At 35.8% G+C, this 18,151-nt stretch carries 12 protein-coding genes and 3 pseudogenes; 4 read left to right on the plus strand and 11 right to left on the minus strand.

Annotated elements, in window-relative coordinates:
• Positions 1-36: 36 nt before the first annotated feature.
• On the minus strand, positions 37-1,254 hold the full coding sequence (locus QFZ73_RS02030) for a cystathionine gamma-synthase family protein (protein ID WP_307262344.1): 1,218 nt from the start codon (positions 1,252-1,254) through the stop codon (positions 37-39).
• 549 nt (positions 1,255-1,803) lie between these two features.
• On the opposite strand from QFZ73_RS02030, the gene QFZ73_RS02035 reads away from it, so the two are divergent.
• The 3 genes and pseudogenes from QFZ73_RS02035 to QFZ73_RS02045 all read left to right on the plus strand — a co-directional run bounded on the left by QFZ73_RS02035 (position 1,804) and on the right by QFZ73_RS02045 (position 5,322).
• Positions 1,804-2,448, plus strand: coding sequence for a GntR family transcriptional regulator (locus QFZ73_RS02035; RefSeq protein ID WP_307272529.1), 645 nt, complete (start codon positions 1,804-1,806; stop codon positions 2,446-2,448).
• A gap of 562 nt (positions 2,449-3,010) precedes the next feature.
• Positions 3,011-4,199: pseudogene (locus tag QFZ73_RS02040) on the plus strand (IS110 family RNA-guided transposase).
• An 886-nt stretch (positions 4,200-5,085) separates the two neighbouring features.
• Positions 5,086-5,322: a YczF family membrane protein gene (locus QFZ73_RS02045; RefSeq protein WP_251437518.1), complete on the plus strand. Its 237-nt coding sequence runs from the start codon at positions 5,086-5,088 to the stop codon at positions 5,320-5,322.
• On the opposite strand, the gene QFZ73_RS02050 is transcribed toward QFZ73_RS02045, so the two are convergent.
• The 5 genes from QFZ73_RS02050 to QFZ73_RS02070 form a co-directional block, all read right to left on the minus strand.
• Complete coding sequence (locus QFZ73_RS02050) at positions 5,315-6,418, minus strand: GerAB/ArcD/ProY family transporter (RefSeq protein ID WP_307262347.1); 1,104 nt, start codon at positions 6,416-6,418, stop codon at positions 5,315-5,317. The two genes, QFZ73_RS02045 and QFZ73_RS02050, sit on opposite strands and share 8 nt — an antisense overlap.
• A 487-nt stretch (positions 6,419-6,905) precedes the next feature.
• Positions 6,906-7,736: a GerAB/ArcD/ProY family transporter gene (locus QFZ73_RS02055; protein WP_307262349.1), complete on the minus strand. Its 831-nt coding sequence runs from the start codon at positions 7,734-7,736 to the stop codon at positions 6,906-6,908.
• A 32-nt stretch (positions 7,737-7,768) separates the two neighbouring features.
• A complete protein-coding gene (locus QFZ73_RS02060; RefSeq protein WP_307272531.1) occupies positions 7,769-8,701 on the minus strand; it encodes a Ger(x)C family spore germination protein in 933 nt (310 codons plus the stop codon).
• Positions 8,647-8,976, minus strand: coding sequence for a Ger(x)C family spore germination protein (locus tag QFZ73_RS02065; RefSeq protein WP_307262351.1), 330 nt, complete (start codon positions 8,974-8,976; stop codon positions 8,647-8,649). The genes QFZ73_RS02060 and QFZ73_RS02065 overlap by 55 nt, the downstream gene beginning before the upstream one ends.
• Positions 8,966-10,609, minus strand: a complete 1,644-nt coding sequence (locus tag QFZ73_RS02070) for a spore germination protein (protein ID WP_307262353.1) — start codon at positions 10,607-10,609, stop codon at positions 8,966-8,968. The genes QFZ73_RS02065 and QFZ73_RS02070 overlap by 11 nt, the downstream gene beginning before the upstream one ends.
• A gap of 237 nt (positions 10,610-10,846) precedes the next feature.
• Between QFZ73_RS02070 and QFZ73_RS02075 the strand changes: the two are divergent.
• Positions 10,847-11,745, plus strand: a pseudogene (locus QFZ73_RS02075) (HTH domain-containing protein); the annotation flags it as partial.
• 401 nt (positions 11,746-12,146) lie between these two features.
• On the opposite strand, the gene abc-f reads toward QFZ73_RS02075, so the two are convergent.
• From abc-f to QFZ73_RS02100, 5 genes and pseudogenes are all read right to left on the minus strand, one after another.
• Positions 12,147-13,775: a ribosomal protection-like ABC-F family protein gene (gene abc-f / locus QFZ73_RS02080; protein WP_307262355.1), complete on the minus strand. Its 1,629-nt coding sequence runs from the start codon at positions 13,773-13,775 to the stop codon at positions 12,147-12,149.
• A gap of 450 nt (positions 13,776-14,225) precedes the next feature.
• Complete coding sequence (locus QFZ73_RS02085; RefSeq protein ID WP_307262357.1) at positions 14,226-15,095, minus strand: cation diffusion facilitator family transporter; 870 nt, start codon at positions 15,093-15,095, stop codon at positions 14,226-14,228.
• A 205-nt stretch (positions 15,096-15,300) separates the two neighbouring features.
• A pseudogene (locus QFZ73_RS02090) lies at positions 15,301-16,299 on the minus strand (sensor histidine kinase).
• The gene (locus QFZ73_RS02095; RefSeq protein ID WP_307262359.1) at positions 16,296-16,967 is read right to left on the minus strand and encodes a response regulator transcription factor; all 672 of its coding nucleotides are present in this window, start codon (positions 16,965-16,967) and stop codon (positions 16,296-16,298) included. The pseudogene QFZ73_RS02090 and the gene QFZ73_RS02095 overlap by 4 nt, the downstream one beginning before the upstream one ends.
• 23 nt (positions 16,968-16,990) lie before the next feature.
• Entirely contained in the window at positions 16,991-17,956 is a 966-nt protein-coding gene (locus tag QFZ73_RS02100; protein ID WP_307262361.1) for an alpha/beta fold hydrolase, read from the minus strand.
• Positions 17,957-18,151: the final 195 nt, after the last annotated feature.

Consider the following 18,151-nt stretch of genomic DNA (forward strand, 5'->3'; position numbering starts at 1 on the left):
TTTCAATACCTCTTCCATTAGTAATATTTTATGCTTTCAACTACAGCTAACAGGGTAATTGGATTCTAAGTAAGAAAAAGCTTGCTCTAAATCTGCTATAAGATCTTCTGTATCTTCGATACCTACAGAGATACGAACTAAACCTTCTGGGATACCAAGGGCTTTTCGCTCTTCAATAGTACATTCAACATGGCTAGTCGTTCTTGCAGGCCCATATATAGTTTCAACGGCTCCAAGGTTTCCAGCTTTGTTTGCATATTTTAATTTTGATAATAAAATTTTGATAGCTTTCATTTCACCTTTTAATACAAAACTTAATATCCCACCGAACCCTTTCATTTGTTTCTTTGCGATATCATGATGTGGATGCGCTTCTAATCCCGGGTAATAAACTGCGTCAACAAGCTTTTTCTTTTGAAGATACTTTGCAATTTCCATTGCACTTTTTTCTTGTTGCCGTACACGAAGCTTTAACGTTTTCATCCCTCTTAAAATAAGGTAGGCAGACCATGGGTCCATAGTTGCTCCATTAATTTCACGATAATGATAGACTTTTTTCATTAATTTTTTAGAGCCACATACTATGCCACCTAATGCATCTGCATGTCCACTTAAGAATTTAGTTGCACTATGGATTACAATATCAACTCCTAATTGAAGAGGATTTTGATTAATTGGAGTAGCAAACGTATTATCTATGATAACTAATGCACCCACTGATTTTCCGACTCTCGCTATCCTCTCAATATCAGTAACTTTCATAGTAGGGTTAGTAGGAGACTCTAAATATAGCACTTTACACCCTTTGACCACTTCAGCTTCGATTTCTTTATGGTTTCCGGTATTACACAATGTCACATCGACATCAAGATTGGACAAGAATTCAGTAAAAATTTTATTGGTTCCTCCATAAGTATCTTTAACTGATACAACCCGATCTCCTGGTCTTAGAAATGTATATAATGTACTACTAATAGCAGCCATTCCTGATGAAAAACCTACAGCTTTCTCTGCCCCCTCGAGTATCCTTACTTTTTCTTCCAGAGCTTGAACAGTTGGATTTGCCATTCGATTATAGGTATAACCAGGTTTATTTCCAAGGGCAACTTCTTGCCATTCGTCTACGTCATCGTAATTGTAGGCTACACTAAGAACTACAGGAACTTGGGTTGCATTATAAGCAAGAGATTCTTTTTCTCCTGCCCATACCGTTTTTGTTCCATCTTGCACATCTTTAAAGTTATTCTCACTCATATTTTTCTCACCTCTAATTTATAAATTGTAAAAATGGTCTTGTTGAAACTTGAATTTTATTTTGTATATAATATATTGTATATTTTGCACTCTAAAAAAAATCCCCCTTCCACATTACAGTTTTTACCTAATGTTTTCTTGGGTTTATTTCTTAACATTAAGGTATCTAATACAAATAGTTTAAAAAACTTAAAACAAATACAAAAATATACTTTATATTGTATATTGTATATAGTACAGAATAGTCAGAAAATATTTTACATATCGAATTATACAAGTAACTTATCTATTTTTCAATGCTTTATTATTTTATTCTTAAAAATTCTTTAAACTCTTATTTCTAATGCTATAAGATTTATCAACTTGAATCACTTAAAACAACAATTCATAAATAAAAATGGAAGCAGGAGTAGGTTTATATCTTAAATATAATAATAAATAATAGAGACATTGAAGTCTGTAAAAGATGGTGCTAATATAATAGACAAGAATTTCTAATTATATATTGTATACTATATATAATTAATTTTTGGCTTAGGAGGAAACGCTATCAAAAATAGATATCAATCATTAAAAGATCTCGTATATGATTATATAACTGAAAGAATTCAGAACGGAACTTTACTTCCTAAGCATAAGATAAATGAATCGATATTATGCGAAAAATTAGGAGTAAGTAGAACTCCTGTAAGAGAAGCTTTGATACAACTAGCTTCAGACAATTTGCTCGAGTATCTTCCTAGAAAAGGATTTATCGTAAAAGAACTTGATACAAAAAAAAAGCTAGATGTTTTTCGTATTGTTAGTGTATTGGATTCTTTAGCAGCCTCATTATCTTTAGAGCATATCACAGAAAGTGATATTGAACGTATGGAAGATTTGGTTAAGAAAATTGAATTTTCAATTTCAACAAAAAACTATTTAGATTATCAAAAATACCAAAATCAATTCCATAAAGTATATATTGATAAATGCAATAATCCTACATTAATAGATCTTCTTGATTCTTTACAAAATAGTTTTGTTAGACAAATTTATTTAAGTAATAATGAAGAAAAGCTTTTTGCCGTATTAGAGGAAATGAATGAAGATCATAAAGAAATTATCAATTATTTTAAAAAAAGAGATAAAGAGAATTTAGAGCATCTTATTAAGAATAAACATTGGGAAATAACTCATTTAGATATGATATAGTTCATAGTTAACATAAGCTAACTTATAGGAAATAAAATACGAAAATGCCCTTTTTTCTTCTATTAAGGGCTTTTTCTTGTTCATAAAGGTGTACTTTTACGAACGGTTGTAACAATGCTATACCGCCCATTTCGTAAATGTCTATACGCAAAGAGAATTACAACTTAAAAAGTCGTTCTCCTCTACGTGAACTGCACCCCAATTGTTAGACACAACTAACAATTGGAGGTGCAGTTCATTTTTACTGGTCGACCTTATAATACGAACGCACCCGTTAGCCATCCATGAAGCGCAAAAATCAGCGCTTCACCACAGAGAATGAAAATGGTGGAAAACTGTCCATACTGTTTCTATGGCTGGGAGAGGAAGGTCGATGAACTATGGTGCCATTAGAGCCCATCCGTTAGTCTGACTCCAACGACCACGGTGCATCACAGACTGTCGCTCCCCTACGGGAAGCACTCATGGTAGATTAATCCTACTCTGGTTTTTGCACCAGCCTCTAATTTTTCGCCATAGGAAGGATGGTTTCCATGGAATTATCATTGATCGAGTATGCGGAATGGATGTACATAAAGATAAAAATTACCGCCTGCATTATGACCCCCGAAGGAAAGGAGATTCAAACATTTTCTACAAAAACGGTGTTTTTAATTCAACTGATGGATTGGATTAAATCACATGGTTGCACTCATGTCGCTATGGAGAGCACAGGTGTGTTTTGGAAGCCTATCGTGAACTTAATTAAGGATGAAGAAATGGAATTTTTAGTTGTTAACGCACAACATATGAAAGCAGTCCCTGGTCGAAAAACAGATGTCAAGGATGCTGAGTGGATGGCTCAACTTCTTCGTCATGGGTTGTTGAAAGCAAGCTTTATCCCTGATCGGAATCAGCGAGAATTGCGTGAGCTTGTTCGTTATCGCAGAAGTATTATTGAAGAACGAGCTAGACAGCATAATCGAATTCAAAAGGTGCTTGAAGGTGCAAATATCAAATTAGGCTCTGTCGTATCGGATATTATGGGCGTTTCATCAAAGGACATGCTTCATGCAATCGCAAATGGTGAGGATGATTCTGAGAAACTAGCAAACTTGGCGCGACGTTCGATGAAGAAGAAAAAAGATGATTTAATCCTTGCCCTGAATGGGTATGTGAATCCTCATCAACGAATGATGCTTAAAACGATTCTAACTCATATTGATTTTCTGACTGAACAGATTGAAAAACTTGATCAAGAGGTTGCCCAAAGAGTTAGTGTGTATCAAAAAAACATAGAACGACTGGATTCAATACCTGGTATTGCCACTCGAATGGCAGAACAAATTATAGCTGAAATCGGAACGGACGTTGAAAAGCAGTTCGAAAGTGCAGCCAGATTATGTTCATGGGCCGCACTCGTACCAGGACACAATGAAAGTGCAGGAAAAAGAAAATCAACTAGAGCCAAAAAGGGAAATAAATATTTAAAATCTGCTTTAACCGAAGCTGCTCATTCAGTTGGAGCCTCCAAAAACTACCTTGGCGCTCTATACAGACGGACAGCTGCGCGAAAAGGAAGAAAACGAGCTGGAATTGTCGTTGCCCACGCCATGTTAAGAATTGCTTATTATCTTTTAACTAGAGAAGAAATGTATGTAGACTTAGGCGAAGATTATTTTGATAAACAAAAGCAAGCCTCCATTGTACGAAATTCGGTGCGAAGGTTAGAAAACTTAGGATATACCGTAAATATTTCAGAAGCATCCTAACCACCGATTTATTAGGAAATCTCTAATAAGGCGCTGCTCTTTTTTTAAAAATTTGAAGCTTGCGTTTTATTTAATATGGCCTTTTTTCCTGATTATTAGTGTTTAATTTTCATGGTAGCGTCTTAAGAAAAAGGCTGCCTCAGCAACCTTCCTTATTGAAGTAAAGCACCCGTTCGTATTATAAGGTCAGCCAGAAAATATTTCTGGTTGATCACTTTTTATATGGTTTTATTATAACGGTAGCCGGGGCAAAACGTACCTGCTCGTGGGGGTAGAACCCCATCAACTAAATAGTTTGCCCCCTACTTATAGAAACATGATTAGGCTGGTTTGGGACATAGATCTCGTATAACAAGCGAAGCTGTGACAGCGTTGGTCTAGATGTTTCGAAAGGGGAAAGTCAGGTTCAAGCATTTTTTTAAAAGGGTAAACCTTATCAAAAGAGTTTTAAAAAAACTCATACTGTTGAGGGGCTTAATTTACTTGTAGCGTTTCTTAAGGATGTAAAGAGAGAGTCTGGTCAGAGTCCTTCAGCCGTTTAGAAGCCACTGGACATGATCAACTCCAGTCGTTCATTACTTGGAAGAACGAGGATATATATTGATAATGCAAGGTAGATGGTTACGTGCTCGTATTTGATCATAAAGCTAGAGACAATCCGACCTATTTCTGATTATCATGATTACTTAAACAAAGTACCCTTTGAAGTATAAATTTGAATGGTATAAACCGTTCGTAAAAGTACAAGTATATAAATGAAATACCCACGTCCATGATGTAGAAGGAACTACTTTTTGCAGCAACTTCGTTCATACGGATTTTATTAAAAGATTCCCGTGTGACAAATGACAAATAATATATTTACACATGATAGGAGAAAAAATCCATGAAAGTGTTAGGAATTTTTGTATTCATTCTTTTATTAACCAGTTCACTTAGTGTATTAATGGACATTCTTTTAGGCTTTAAGCTCTCTCAAGCATTGTTCCATTTACTCCACCCGTTTTGGGTAACAGAACCTGGAGAATATGTGATGATAGTATTTTTTCTGTTGCTTACAATTGGTCAACAAATCGTCATCATCATAAAAAATAAAGCGAACAAACAAAATGGTTCTAGTTAGCTTTATTTTTGAAACGGTTGCGAATGATGGCAACAAGGAGCATTAACGACGGGATAATCACCATGAAAGGCATGTGAAGAGAATATTGTATAACGTTTAGACCTTCTTCAATATGTTCCGAAAAATCTGAGGCAATCACCATGGATAAAAAGATAAGAATAATCCCTGCTGGCAACACAATTTGTTGATGATTTTTTACCTTAAACAAATCGACCATTCCGATGACTGCAACATAAAAAAAGATGGATATTTTGAAAAACATCGTAATCAGCATGGTAAAGACAACAAGGGCATCCAGTCGTTGGATAAACTCTAAAAGGTTGACCTTTCCGATGGTCTCTAACAAAGGAAAAGTAGATCTTTCCACTTCTTCGACACCAAGAACGGCGATATCTAAACTTGTTGTATAACTTAAGATAAGCCCACTTGAAATTAAGGCAGACAACCCAACTTTTTTAGCTAATTCAGACCGATTTAGATAAGGAAGCAGCATGGTAAAGACAATCATTTCTCCGAAAGGGAAAAAAGTTGTTAGGGGGAAGGCTGTCGTTAAGATGGGTTTCCACCCATTTTCCAGAAATGGCTGCAAATTATGGAGATCGACACTACCTGAAAAGTACACTAAAAGATTTCCTGTAAATCCAAAAAAGATCAAAACGACAATAAATACTTCTGCTGTTCTCCCCAATACTTCAATCCCTAGATAAAGTACATAACAAATGGCAAGAATCATCAAGATATTAAGAGTCGATAACGGTGTTTTTGGCATAGTCGATGAAAGCAGCAATTCCCCAAAGTCACGTAAATCCCGGGCAGCAATGTACAAAAAGTATACAACGTATAATAGGCCAATTATCCACCCAATGTATTTGCCAAATATTTGCCTGGCATATCCGGTCAACGGCAGGTTCGGATATTGGCGAAATAAAAAGAAGTAAATAAAAAATAAGACAATTCCACCACACATCCCTAAAAGAATCGCGAGCCAGGCGTCTTTTTTAGCATCAATGGCAAGACTTACGACCAGTGCACTACCAAGTTCAAATAAAAACATCATGGAAAATAGTTGAATGACACTAATCTTGGCTTTCTCCATCGTCTTAGAAGCCTCCTTTCTTTACTTGTTATGACTGGGTTTTTGTATGTATACCTGTCCGACGGATAAACGCTGGTACGTCTAAACTAGTCATTCATCCTATCCTGCTTTCCTATATTTAATCCTTTTAAGAATGGAGGGGTAATTTATAGTGTGAAAATATATAACACTTGGACAAATTGTGCTCACCATAAAAATAGAGCTAATAAAACAAAATGGTTCTAGTTAGCTTTATTGAATCGGTCACGAATTAAGGAAACGACTAGTATTAGCAATGGAAGGATCATATAAAAAATAATGTGAAAAGAATGTGCTATAAAAATGCCTTCTTCTATATGTTCTGAAAAATTGGAGGCAATCATCATTGACCAAAAGATGAGAATGCATCCAGTTGGTAAAAGAATGTGTCTATAATTTTTCAAGTTAAACAAATCGGCTATTCCGATTACAGTACCATACAACAAGACAGATACCTTAAAGAATATCGTCACAAAAAACTAAAAACAACAATAGCATCCAGTCGTTGTATAAACTCCAAAAGATTGACCTTTCCAATGGTTGATAACAGAGGAAAAGTAGATCTCTCCACTTCTTCGACACTAAGAACAGCGATATTTAAACTGGCAGTCCAAGCTAGTATAATACCGCTTGAAAGCAAGGAAAACAGCCCTACTTTTTTTAATGATCCAGGTTGATTTAAGTAAGGAAAAAACATCGTAAAGACGATCGCTTCTCCAAAAGGAAAATTGATGGTTTCCGGAAATATTGTCGTGAAGATTGGTTTCCATCCATTTTCAAGAAATGGCTGCAAATTATGAAGGTCAACACTACCTGAAACAAGGACAAAAAAGCTTCCTGCTATCCCAAACAAAATCAAGATAATAAGAAATATCTCTCCTGTTCTTCCTGCTACCTCAACCCCTAAATAAAGTACATAACATACGACGAGAACCAGTGAGATACTGATGGCTACTAACGGTGTTTCGGACAATGTCGATGAAATAATCAAATCACCGAAGTCACGCACATTTCTAGCAGCAATATATAAAAAGTACATGACGTATAACAACCCAATGATCCATCCCATATATTTACCGAATATTTTTCTGACATATCCGGTAAGAGGAAGATTTGGGTATTGACGAAATAAAAAGAAGTGAATATAGAATAAGATGATTCCTCCGCACATTCCTAAAAGATCGGCAAGCCAGGCATCTTTTCTAGCAGCGATTCCATATGGTATGACCAGTTCTGTCCCCAAATCATATATAAACATTATAGCAAATAGTTGAAGGGCACTAACTTTTGCTTTCTCCATCCTTCGTTACTTGTTATGACTAGACTTTGCCCTTATTTTATATATGATTTTGTCCGTAAGCCTGACCGTCGAATAAACGCTTTTACATCTACGTTGACTTCTGCCTCGGGAAAGATTTCATCATCCCATTTTTTCTTGATCTTCTTCCACAGTTTTGGGTCCTCTCGGTTGACAGTTTCGCCAAAACGAAAAATATCACTTTTTTGTTCTTTGGCGGCTGCTACAGCTATCATGATTTCCTCTTTTATTTCCTTCTCCATCTGTTTTTCAAGTTTTTCAATGGCTTCATGTTTACTGAGATCGATTGGACAATGGACTTCTGAGATGTCACCTTCTGACCGAACTGTGAGATAAAAAACGGGTTTTTTGTTTTTTATTTCCGCTTTAACTTTCGTTTTAGAGCGCGTCATGTCTACGGAAATCCCCTTTTTTTTCTTTTCACAATTCAAGTTCAAAATGGTTTTTGTCAATTCATTATTAATCCAAGTAGTACCACGGGCAGCATCTTCATCCAACCATTTTTTAAGTTTGCCCTTTTTAAAAATGGCAAGTCCTCTTATCTCTACGGTTGTCTTTGGCGATATTTGTTGAACGTTTGTTATCTGGTTCCCTTTATCCGGGTCGCCGGTAATCTGAACTCCCGTTAAATAGGCCCCTTCTCCGCCTAATTGTTGAATGACTAGATCGGCACGGGTACTTGCGTACTCTCCCCAGATTTTTTTAGTGGATTCCAATCCGCCAACAATTTTCGTAGAGGGAACTTTCTCTAAAGGTGTCGAGATTTGGAGAAGCTCTTTTGCTGTATGATTTCTGACGACTAAAATCGGAAAAAGAGTACGAAACTGAGAATCACGTTCAATCCAATCAAACAAATCTTGAATCCCTTTTTTTCTCGCCAGCTCCTCTCCAATCACCAATAATTGAACATGAGGAAAAAAAAGTTCCTGAGGTGACTTTGGCGCAATTTTTCGGAGTGCTTCCGCAACGGTGCTTCCTGTAGCCGAAAAGGTCGTAACGGAGCCGCATCTGATGTCCCTCCTTGCCCAGGTGCACCAGCTATTTGTGCTTCATTTATAATTTGGACGGTGACGCGATATCTGTTTTCCACCTTATCGCCGCCTTCATCAATGCCGATAGCACTTACAAGGTCAAGGTCTTTTAATTCGGCACTATCCCAACAGCCTGCCAGCAATACAATAGATAGAAGCATAAAAAGAATAATGAATGGTTTATGTTTCATTGGAATCCCTCTTTGATTCGTTGTCCTTTATTTGATTTTCTCTCGGTGACGGCCCGAGATTTTCGGTATTACCTGTCCTCTTAATTTTCGTTTGGTTAATTAAACGAGGACGTGTTGACAAAAACGGTTTTGGTATACGAATTAGGGTATCTTTCCAATCAGCAAAAATAAGTGGTGCAAAGGGAGCCAAATACGGAATTCCAAAAGAGCGTACACTGCAAGTGTGTGCGACTAATACAATGACTCCTAAGCCAACTCCATAAAGCCCGAAAGAAGCTGCCAACACCATCATCAAAAATCGAAGTAAACGCGCTGCATCCATCATGGAAGCATGGGGGATGGTAAAACTGGCAATTGCCGTCCCTGCCACCACAATCACCATGGAGCTTGAAACAATTCCTGCTAAAACAGCTGCTTCTCCCAATACAAGTGCTCCAACGATGGAAACGGCCTGTCCAACCGTACGCGGCATTCGAACACCGGCTTCCCGCAAAACCTCAAATGTAAATTCCATTAATAGTGCCTCTATAAATACCGGAAATGGAATTGCTTGTCGCTGTGCTGTCAGGCTAACTAATAAAGGTGTTGGAATTAATTCTTGGTGAAAGGAAATAAATGCAATAAAAAGAGACGGTCCTAGAAGGGTGATTAAGAATGTAACAACTCTTAGAAGTCTCAAAAAACTAGCTATATTCCAACGCATATAATAATCTTCGGCTGTTTGGAAAAACTGACTCATTGTCGCTGGTAAAAGTAAAGGAAACGGTGTCCCATCAACAAAAATGGCGACACGTCCTTCCATTAAATTTCCGGCCACAACATCAGGTCGTTCCGTTACTAACATGGTTGGCCAAGGTGTCCATGTGTCGTCATTAATCCATTCTTCAATTGTATTTGAACTAGCAACTTCATCTACTTCAATTTTACTCAGTCGCTCTTTGACCTCGGTAAGAAGCTTGTCATTAACAATCCCTTTTACATACATAATGGCCACATCTGTTTGTGTGAAATTCCCTATCTTCATGGTTTCAACCCATAGATTGGGGCTTTTAATTCTGCGGCGGACCATGGCTGTATTGGTAATAAGCGACTCAACAAAGCTCTCTTTAGGACCCCGGACAGCAGATTCTGTCGTGGGTTCAGTAATGGCTCTTAAATCCCCGCCTTCTGCCGAACAGCTAATGGCTTGATTCCAATCATCAATCAGAAGAATGGTTTGTCCAGATAAGAGGGAAAGTAACATCTTGTTCCAGTCCGTTATGTCCTTAACTGTACCAACTGTTAAGATATTCTCTTTCATGTATGTAAATAATTGGCTCGGTGACTGGGGATCAACACTTTCAGTATTGTTAACGTTACCCATTAGTCTTTCTATGATAAAGCTGCCAATAATCTCCTTATCTGCTAACCCATTTATATAAATAAGCGCAACTTTATGCAGAGAAGGTTTTCCCATTTTAAATTCACGAATAGCTAAGTCACCGCTGTTCCCTAAAGCTTCTTTAATATTTTTAAGGTTTTCATCTAATTGTTTACTGATTTCCTGTTTGTTTGAGTTTATTTCTGTTTCATCATACAGGGTTTGCTCTATTTTTTTTCGCTTTTTTATTAGCCGGTTCCATGCACTGTTCATTTTTTATAACACTCCAAGTTAAGAATGCCACCGAATGACGTTTCAATGTTTTCTCAATTATCATTCCTAATTCCCAGTTTTTAATGCATTTAGAAAATTAATCTATATTTGCAGTAATTCAACTATCCTGCCCCGCTCGTATTATAAGGTCAGCGAGTTATTTAAACTGTACCCTATAGAGCAGACACTTTAAAAAAGGTCTGCTTTATAGGGCATTTTTATTTATAATGAATAAAAATGGCAGAATCGGGGAAAAATCAAATGTCTAAAAAACACTTTACTGAAAAAGAAATAAAAACCATATCCAAAAACCCTTATATCAAATCAGTAAGTACAAAGGGTATTACGTATAAAGATGAGTTTAAAAGGATGTTTATAGCTGAAAATGAAAATGGAAAATTACCTAGACAGATTTTAGAGGAGAATGGTTTTGATGTTGAAGTCCTTGGTATAGTCAGAGTAAATAGGGCAGCCAATAAATGGCGAACTGCTATAACGAATCAGGAGTATCAGGACTTCGAGATTTGCGTAGAGAGAATTCAGGGCGACCAACTAAGAAAGAGCGTACTTTAGAAGATAAAAATGCTAGATTAGAAGCCCAAATTCAACTGTTGCGAGCTGAGAATGAGTTGCTAAAAAAGTTAGACATGATGGAAAGGGGGCTGGAGAGAAACGAGTAAAAGTCTCTGCAGAACAGAGGTTTCTTTTAATACGTTCAGTGATTGAAAAGTACGAACTTAAAAATATGGTTTTTTTCTTATGCGCGATTTCAGGAGTTTCGCGCTCTGGTTATTATAGTTACTTTTCTTCAGAATCTCAGGAAAGAAGAAAGCAACGAGAGAAAAAAGACTTGATACTAAAAGTGAATATTATAAAAGCTTTTCAATTTAAACGCCGTAAAAAAGGTGCACGACAGATTAAGATGACGTTAGAAGGACAGTTTCAAATTACATATAACTTGAAGCGAATCCGAAGGATTATGAGAAAATACAAGATTGTTTGTCCAATTAGAAGAACCAACCCCTTACCAGAAGATGTTGAAAGCCACTCAAGAACACACGGTTCTGCCGAACTTATTAAACCGAGAGTTTAAACAAGCAATTCCAGGAAAAGTATTACTTACTGATACGTCATTTAACTTCTTATTTCCTTTTTAAGTTCTTCTTTGGTCATTTTAAAGATGAAGCCAATATTAAACCTTGTAATACTCTAGAAGAACTTAAGATCCCGTCAACTAAACAGTTCGCCCCCTACTTGTGGTAGTTATTTCTAGCTATGAAATCCGGAATGGGGATTGTCACGTCGTAAAAATGCCATTTAATGATCAATTTTCATTTATTTTATCTAATCCAATCCCCATCAAGATGAGTCCCTCCTTCATACACTTGGTTAATTTTAACATTCCCCATCTTTTTTTCATTAATTTTACTAATTTATTGGTATTTTAAGTGTAAAATAACTCTCTACCTACTTAACCGGTCTTTATCCATTAAAAAGGCCCCTCTCGATTGAGAGGGGCCTTTTTAATGGATTGCACTTAACCTTCAAGCTCCTTTTTCTTGTTTAAGAGTTGGAGGTATTCCCTATCCAATTCCTCTTTTTCCTCTTCCTTGATAACACTGGACAGTTTCCCAAGTGTCTCGATGATTTGCACTTCAATCATAAGAAGTTCAGCCTGTTTATCTTGTTGACCTTCCTTGCGAGTAGCCAATTTTGTTGATTCCTGATTGATCGCATATACTCTCGGAGGTTCATCTTCAAATGAAAGTGAATGGGTTGCAAGCGATTGGATCAATGAACGATCATGGGTCACAAAAACGATGGTTCCTGGATATGCTTTTAACACTTCGGCTAAAGCCTCTTTAGTATGAATATCCAGATAATTTGTAGGTTCATCCAAAACCAGTACATTATAGTTTCCCAAAAAAACTTTTGCTAGGGAAGCCCTGACTCTTTCCCCACCGCTTAAAAGTGATATTTGTTTGTGAACGTCACTTCCTTTAAAAGCTAATCGTGATAATAGCGTACGAATAAAAGCTTGATTATAGGGACTGTCATCCAATATATTTTCAAGAACCGTTTTACTTTCATTCAAATTTTCTTGTTGTTGGGCAAAAAATCCAATCTTTGCTGGCTTCGCGATATATAAATCTGGGTGCCGTTCTACTATCTTTTTCAATAATGTCGTTTTTCCTGAACCATTTTGACCATTGATGGCGAGTCTGCATGCTAGGGGGACATCTCCAAAAATATGTTGTTTCAGCATCCTTGAACCGACTTTCAGGGAACAGCCATTAAATCGAATGACCCTTTTGCTATGCAAATATGGAAATTCTGAAATATCAAAGATGATAGGGGGATCTTCCCTCGGTTTTTCTTTTTTTGCTAATTTTTCGATTCGAGTTTCAATCGCTTCAGCAGAACGGTTCAATTTCGCCTTCTGTTTCCCAGCACTGCGTTTATGCAGCCTTGCTTCTGAATTGCCCATTCGTTTAGGGGCTTTCCTAATTGAATCAGATTTGGCCTGGAGGTTTTGTGCAGCCTGTTTCAACCGATTCTTTTCGCGGGTATACTCTTCATATTGCTTATTTTCCTTTTCTGTTTTTGCTTGCTTTTGTTTGATATACGCTTCGTAATTCCCTTCATATACAGTTACCTTGCCTTGCTCAACTTCCCATATTGTATTACACAGATGATTTAAGAATGCTTTATCATGTGAAGTAAGCAAAATAGCGCCATTAAAAGACTTTAAATCCTTTTCCAATTGTTCAATTCCAGATATATCTAAATGGCTGGTAGGTTCATCCGCAATCAATATATTCGCATTGGAAGAAAGAGCTGCGGCGATTTTTCTTCGAGTACGTTCGCCGCCGCTTATGATTTCTTGATTCTCATTGGGCAGTTTCCATATGCTCGATAATACCCCGCTTATTTCTTGTTCAGTTTCTTCTATTTGCGGGATATAGCTGACTGTTCCATAGCTCTCTATATGACCGGAATCGGGTTCCCTAAACCCTGCTAGTATAGAAAGAAGGGTCGTTTTACCTTCTCCATTCCTGCCAACCAAACCAACACGATCATGACTGTAAAGATGAAGTGAATCAACGGAAATAACTTCACGGTTCCCGTAGCTTTTCTTTAAATCATTCGCTTTTAGAAATAACATGAAAAATCCCCCTCTATTTTTCTAGAGAGAGATCGCCTGTTACTAAATTAATATACAAACCAAATATACCTCATCTGATTTGATAACAGAAAAAGTAGTTGTATATGAATTAGTACCTATAAACGAACAGACGAATCCCATCTCTAAACATAATCATTAAAAATCTCACATGGGTTTCAAAAAGATTCTTGTTCAAATGAAAAAGTGAATTCACTTTACTCACCAATATATCCGGTAAGCAAACATAGTGAAGCGTATTTTCATTGAATATATCTAACCGATACCACCCATTGAAATAGATTTGGATTTACTGTTTATTTGATAAGATTACTGCTTCATTGTATGAGGTACCTTTTCCTTCCAATGTAATGAATTAATGATTGCATATTATACATATGTTTGCAAAGCCCATTTATTCCCTTTTTTATTAATGCTCATAAAAAAGAGAAATTAATTGGGCTCAACATGGACATGAACATCATACACTCCATGATCTTTCATCATCACTTTCTCTACATGGGTCGCTATATCATGTGCTTCTTTAATATCCAAGGTAGAATTGACAAGGATCACAACATCAATCACTTCATTATTCCCGTAATTTCTCCCTTTAATTTCTTTTATCCCCTTGACTCCATCCACTTTTGTAATTACATCCTTATATAGATGGATTTTTTTTTCATCAAATCCGTCAGAAAGTTCATGCGAGGCTTGAATGAATATATCCCAGGCTGTTTTGCATATTAATAATCCAACAATGACGGCAGTAAGGGAATCCAGCCAAGGCATATTTAATTGGGAACCGAAAATCCCTATAGCTGTTCCGAAACTTACCCAAGCATCGGAAATATTATCTTTTGAAGCTGCCATAACGGCCTTACTGTTAATTTTTATAGCAAGCTTTTTATTATATCGGTATACAAAATACATGGCTATTGCTGATAAAACACCTACATATCCTGCAATAATGTCAGGTGATTCCTTTCCACCTTTAAGCATGGAAGCAACTGCATCTATTAAAACTTGTACACCAACAGCAAACATGATAAATGAAGCTACCATCGAAGCAATCGTTTCACTTTTCCAATGACCATAACCATGATCTTTATCGGGGGGTCTTTGAGCCAGCCTTAAACCGATCAGTACAGCAATGGACGCGATAATATCAGTCGTGTTGTTCAAACCATCCGCTTTTAAGGCCGCTGAGTCGCTTATGTATCCAATAGCCAGCTTCATGATTGATAGACAAATATAAGCAATTATACTAATGATTGCACTACGTTCGCCTAATTTGAGGTCATTATATTTTTGTTCTTCCATTCAACTTCCCCCCACAATTAAGTACCTGAATATAATATCAACTTAAAAATGGGTGGGTCTATAGCAACCTTTTTGTAGCGCTTTATATAAGTAAGTGATATATAACTATGTTGCATAAGGCAAACTATCTGAAAAGAATAATATTGATAAACCCTTGACAAAATCCCCGGATGTCAATGCCGCAAAATAACGAATTAAGTGAGAGTTATATCGTTTTTTCGACTGTAAAACAAAATAAAGTTCCGCTTTCGTTTGATTGCAAATTATATTTTATATGTAGTGTCTTGGCTATATCCTCAATTATTTTTAAGCCAAGCCCCTTACTTTTACTATCGATATCAAAACCAATCCCATTATCCTTGATACTGACCACATTATTTTCAATGGTTATCACAAGTTTATCAGCCCTCGAGTGATTCAACACATTTTAGAAAACGTTATCGAATAACCTTTGGAGCCACGAGTCATTACTTATCCATTCCATCTCTCCAATTAATGGATGATATATTAATTCAATACCATGCATTATATACAAATAACCCCATTTTTTAACCATCATTTCTAATAAATCGTGCATATTCACTTCATCATTTAAGATATAAGAATTATCTAACGCATCTGTGGATTGAATATTATATTCATTTGTTAATTCTGAAATATAATCTATTTGTTGATATAGTGATTGTAATAGTGGAGCTTGATCCGTATATTGACCTTCTAAATAAAATAATTGTAATCTTACTGCTGTTAAAGGTGTATTGATGTCATGCCTTAATTTATTTAAGAGTCCCTTTTTCATTTCCACTTGTTGCTTTAGTTCCAATTCTCGATAGGTCGTTCTTTCAATTAGTAAGTTCACCGATTTAGTTAAGTTCCCGATTTCATCATTGCCATTAACCTCTAATTTATTCGGAACCTCCTCATCACGAGCTAAATTCCTGATGGTTTCATTCAATATATTTATTTTATTTAATAGCGAGTTAATAGATTTGGAAAATAAGAAGGCTAACAATAATAATGATAAAATGAATACTCCCAGCATTGTAGGATATGCAAAGGATTCATGAAAAGGAATGTCATTATTTTTGGTTTTAAAGGCCAAATCATAAATTACTGACATAATGATACTGATTAACACTAATATAAATGGCACGCTAATAACGGCGATAAACAACCATAGCAGGTATTTTTTCTTTAATTTCATTTCTTTATATAGGTATTCAATCTATACCCTTCTCCATATATATTTTGGATGATCTCACCGGTGTTATCATTGATTTTTGTTCTAACTTTTTTGATGTGTACATTAATGATATTTTGATTCCTATCTTCGAGCTGCCATAAATATTCAAAGAAATGTTCTTTCGTTAAAATCCGATTCCTATTTTCATATAAATAAAAAAATATTTTACGCTCTATCGCAGTAAAAACCACTTCATTATGCAAGTCATTATTGAATACCTTTTTATATTCAGCATCAATATATAAATGTTTAATTTGCGTGAAAGTACCATAGTGATTATCCAGCAATTTCTGCATTCTTAGTAATAGCTCCATGGGATCAAAAGGCTTAGTCATATAATCCTCACCAATTGCCAAGCCTTGGAGTTCGCTATCCATATCATTTCTGGCGGATAGGAAAATGACTGGAATATTTAATCCTAGACTTTTCACTTTATTTGTTATTTGATAGCCATCATCTCCAGGCAGCATAACATCCATAATGACTAAATCCATCTCATGGATTATATCTATAATATCTTTTCCTTCTTTCATCCAACATACATTGTACTCTTCGCGTTGCAAAATTTTTTTCAATAAATCACCAATCATCAAATCATCTTCAACAATTAAAATATTATATCTTTTCATCATAGGGCCTTTCTTTCTTCAATTCATTTGATAAATTCCATGGCAAGATCATATATCTCATCAGGCGCGTATAAATAAATGCTGTGCGTTCCTTTCAGTTTTATTACATCCGATTTTAATAGTTTCTCTGCAAACTCCTCATAATCTTCATTTTTTTGTTTTGTATATTTTGAATTTTTATTTTCATCGGCAATCGCATCTAAGAATAAAATGGGTGTTTCTTTTGGAATCGGCAAGTTAACTGATTTTTTACCATTATTGTAACTTTGTAAAAGCTCTTGCTCCATATCATCATTAAAAAACTGTTTATATGATAATGCTTTATACATTTCCTTTTCATGGTCAGTTAAGAATGATTGCCGAATCACTTCGGGATTATAAACAGCAGAAGGAACAAGACGGTGCAAACCCATTTTCGTTAAAATATTCACTCCTCTTACAGTCAATGAATCTACCATACCCATTTTATGAGTTACATATTGGTGCGGTAAACCAATATCCAAAGCAATAATTCCATTTACTTCACTTGGGTATTTTTGTGCCCAGTAAATAGCTTCAATACCTGATACCGAGTGTGGAACCAAAAAATAAGGAGGTATATTTCCACTTTCAATTAATGTTTTCCTGCTTTGTTCCAATATTGTATCAATATCCCTATCATCATGAAAAACAGCACTGTATCCATATCCAGCTCTCTCAATGACTGCAACCTTATTTTCTTTTGCAAACTTACTATATAATCCTTTCAATTCATAAACAGGAGCAGCAATCCCGGAACCTGACATAAAAACGTATGTATCCTCACCGCTGCCCTCAGTATATACATTAATTTCTTTGTTATTAAAATCAACGGATGTTCCTTCACTAATTAATGATGATTCCTTGCCCTTTTGATAATTATGGTAAATAAAAACAGCTATTGCTACAAATATGATAATAGCAAAGAAGGTGAAAAATATATTCTTTGATAATTTCAACATTTTTTCCATATAGAAAACCCCTTTCAAGTTATACTGAAAGGATATATGTTAAAAATAAATATCTAATTAATTTTCTTTTATTTTTACACTTTTCACTTAAGAAAAATTTTAACGACAATGACCATTGACCATTGAATTCTATTAATCGAGTAGGAGGAGGCGCCTAGCCTCCGACCTCTCACACCACCGTACATACCGTTCGGT

Source organism: Peribacillus sp. V2I11, assembly GCF_030817135.1.
GTDB classification, from domain to species: Bacteria; Bacillota; Bacilli; order Bacillales; family DSM-1321; genus Peribacillus; species Peribacillus simplex.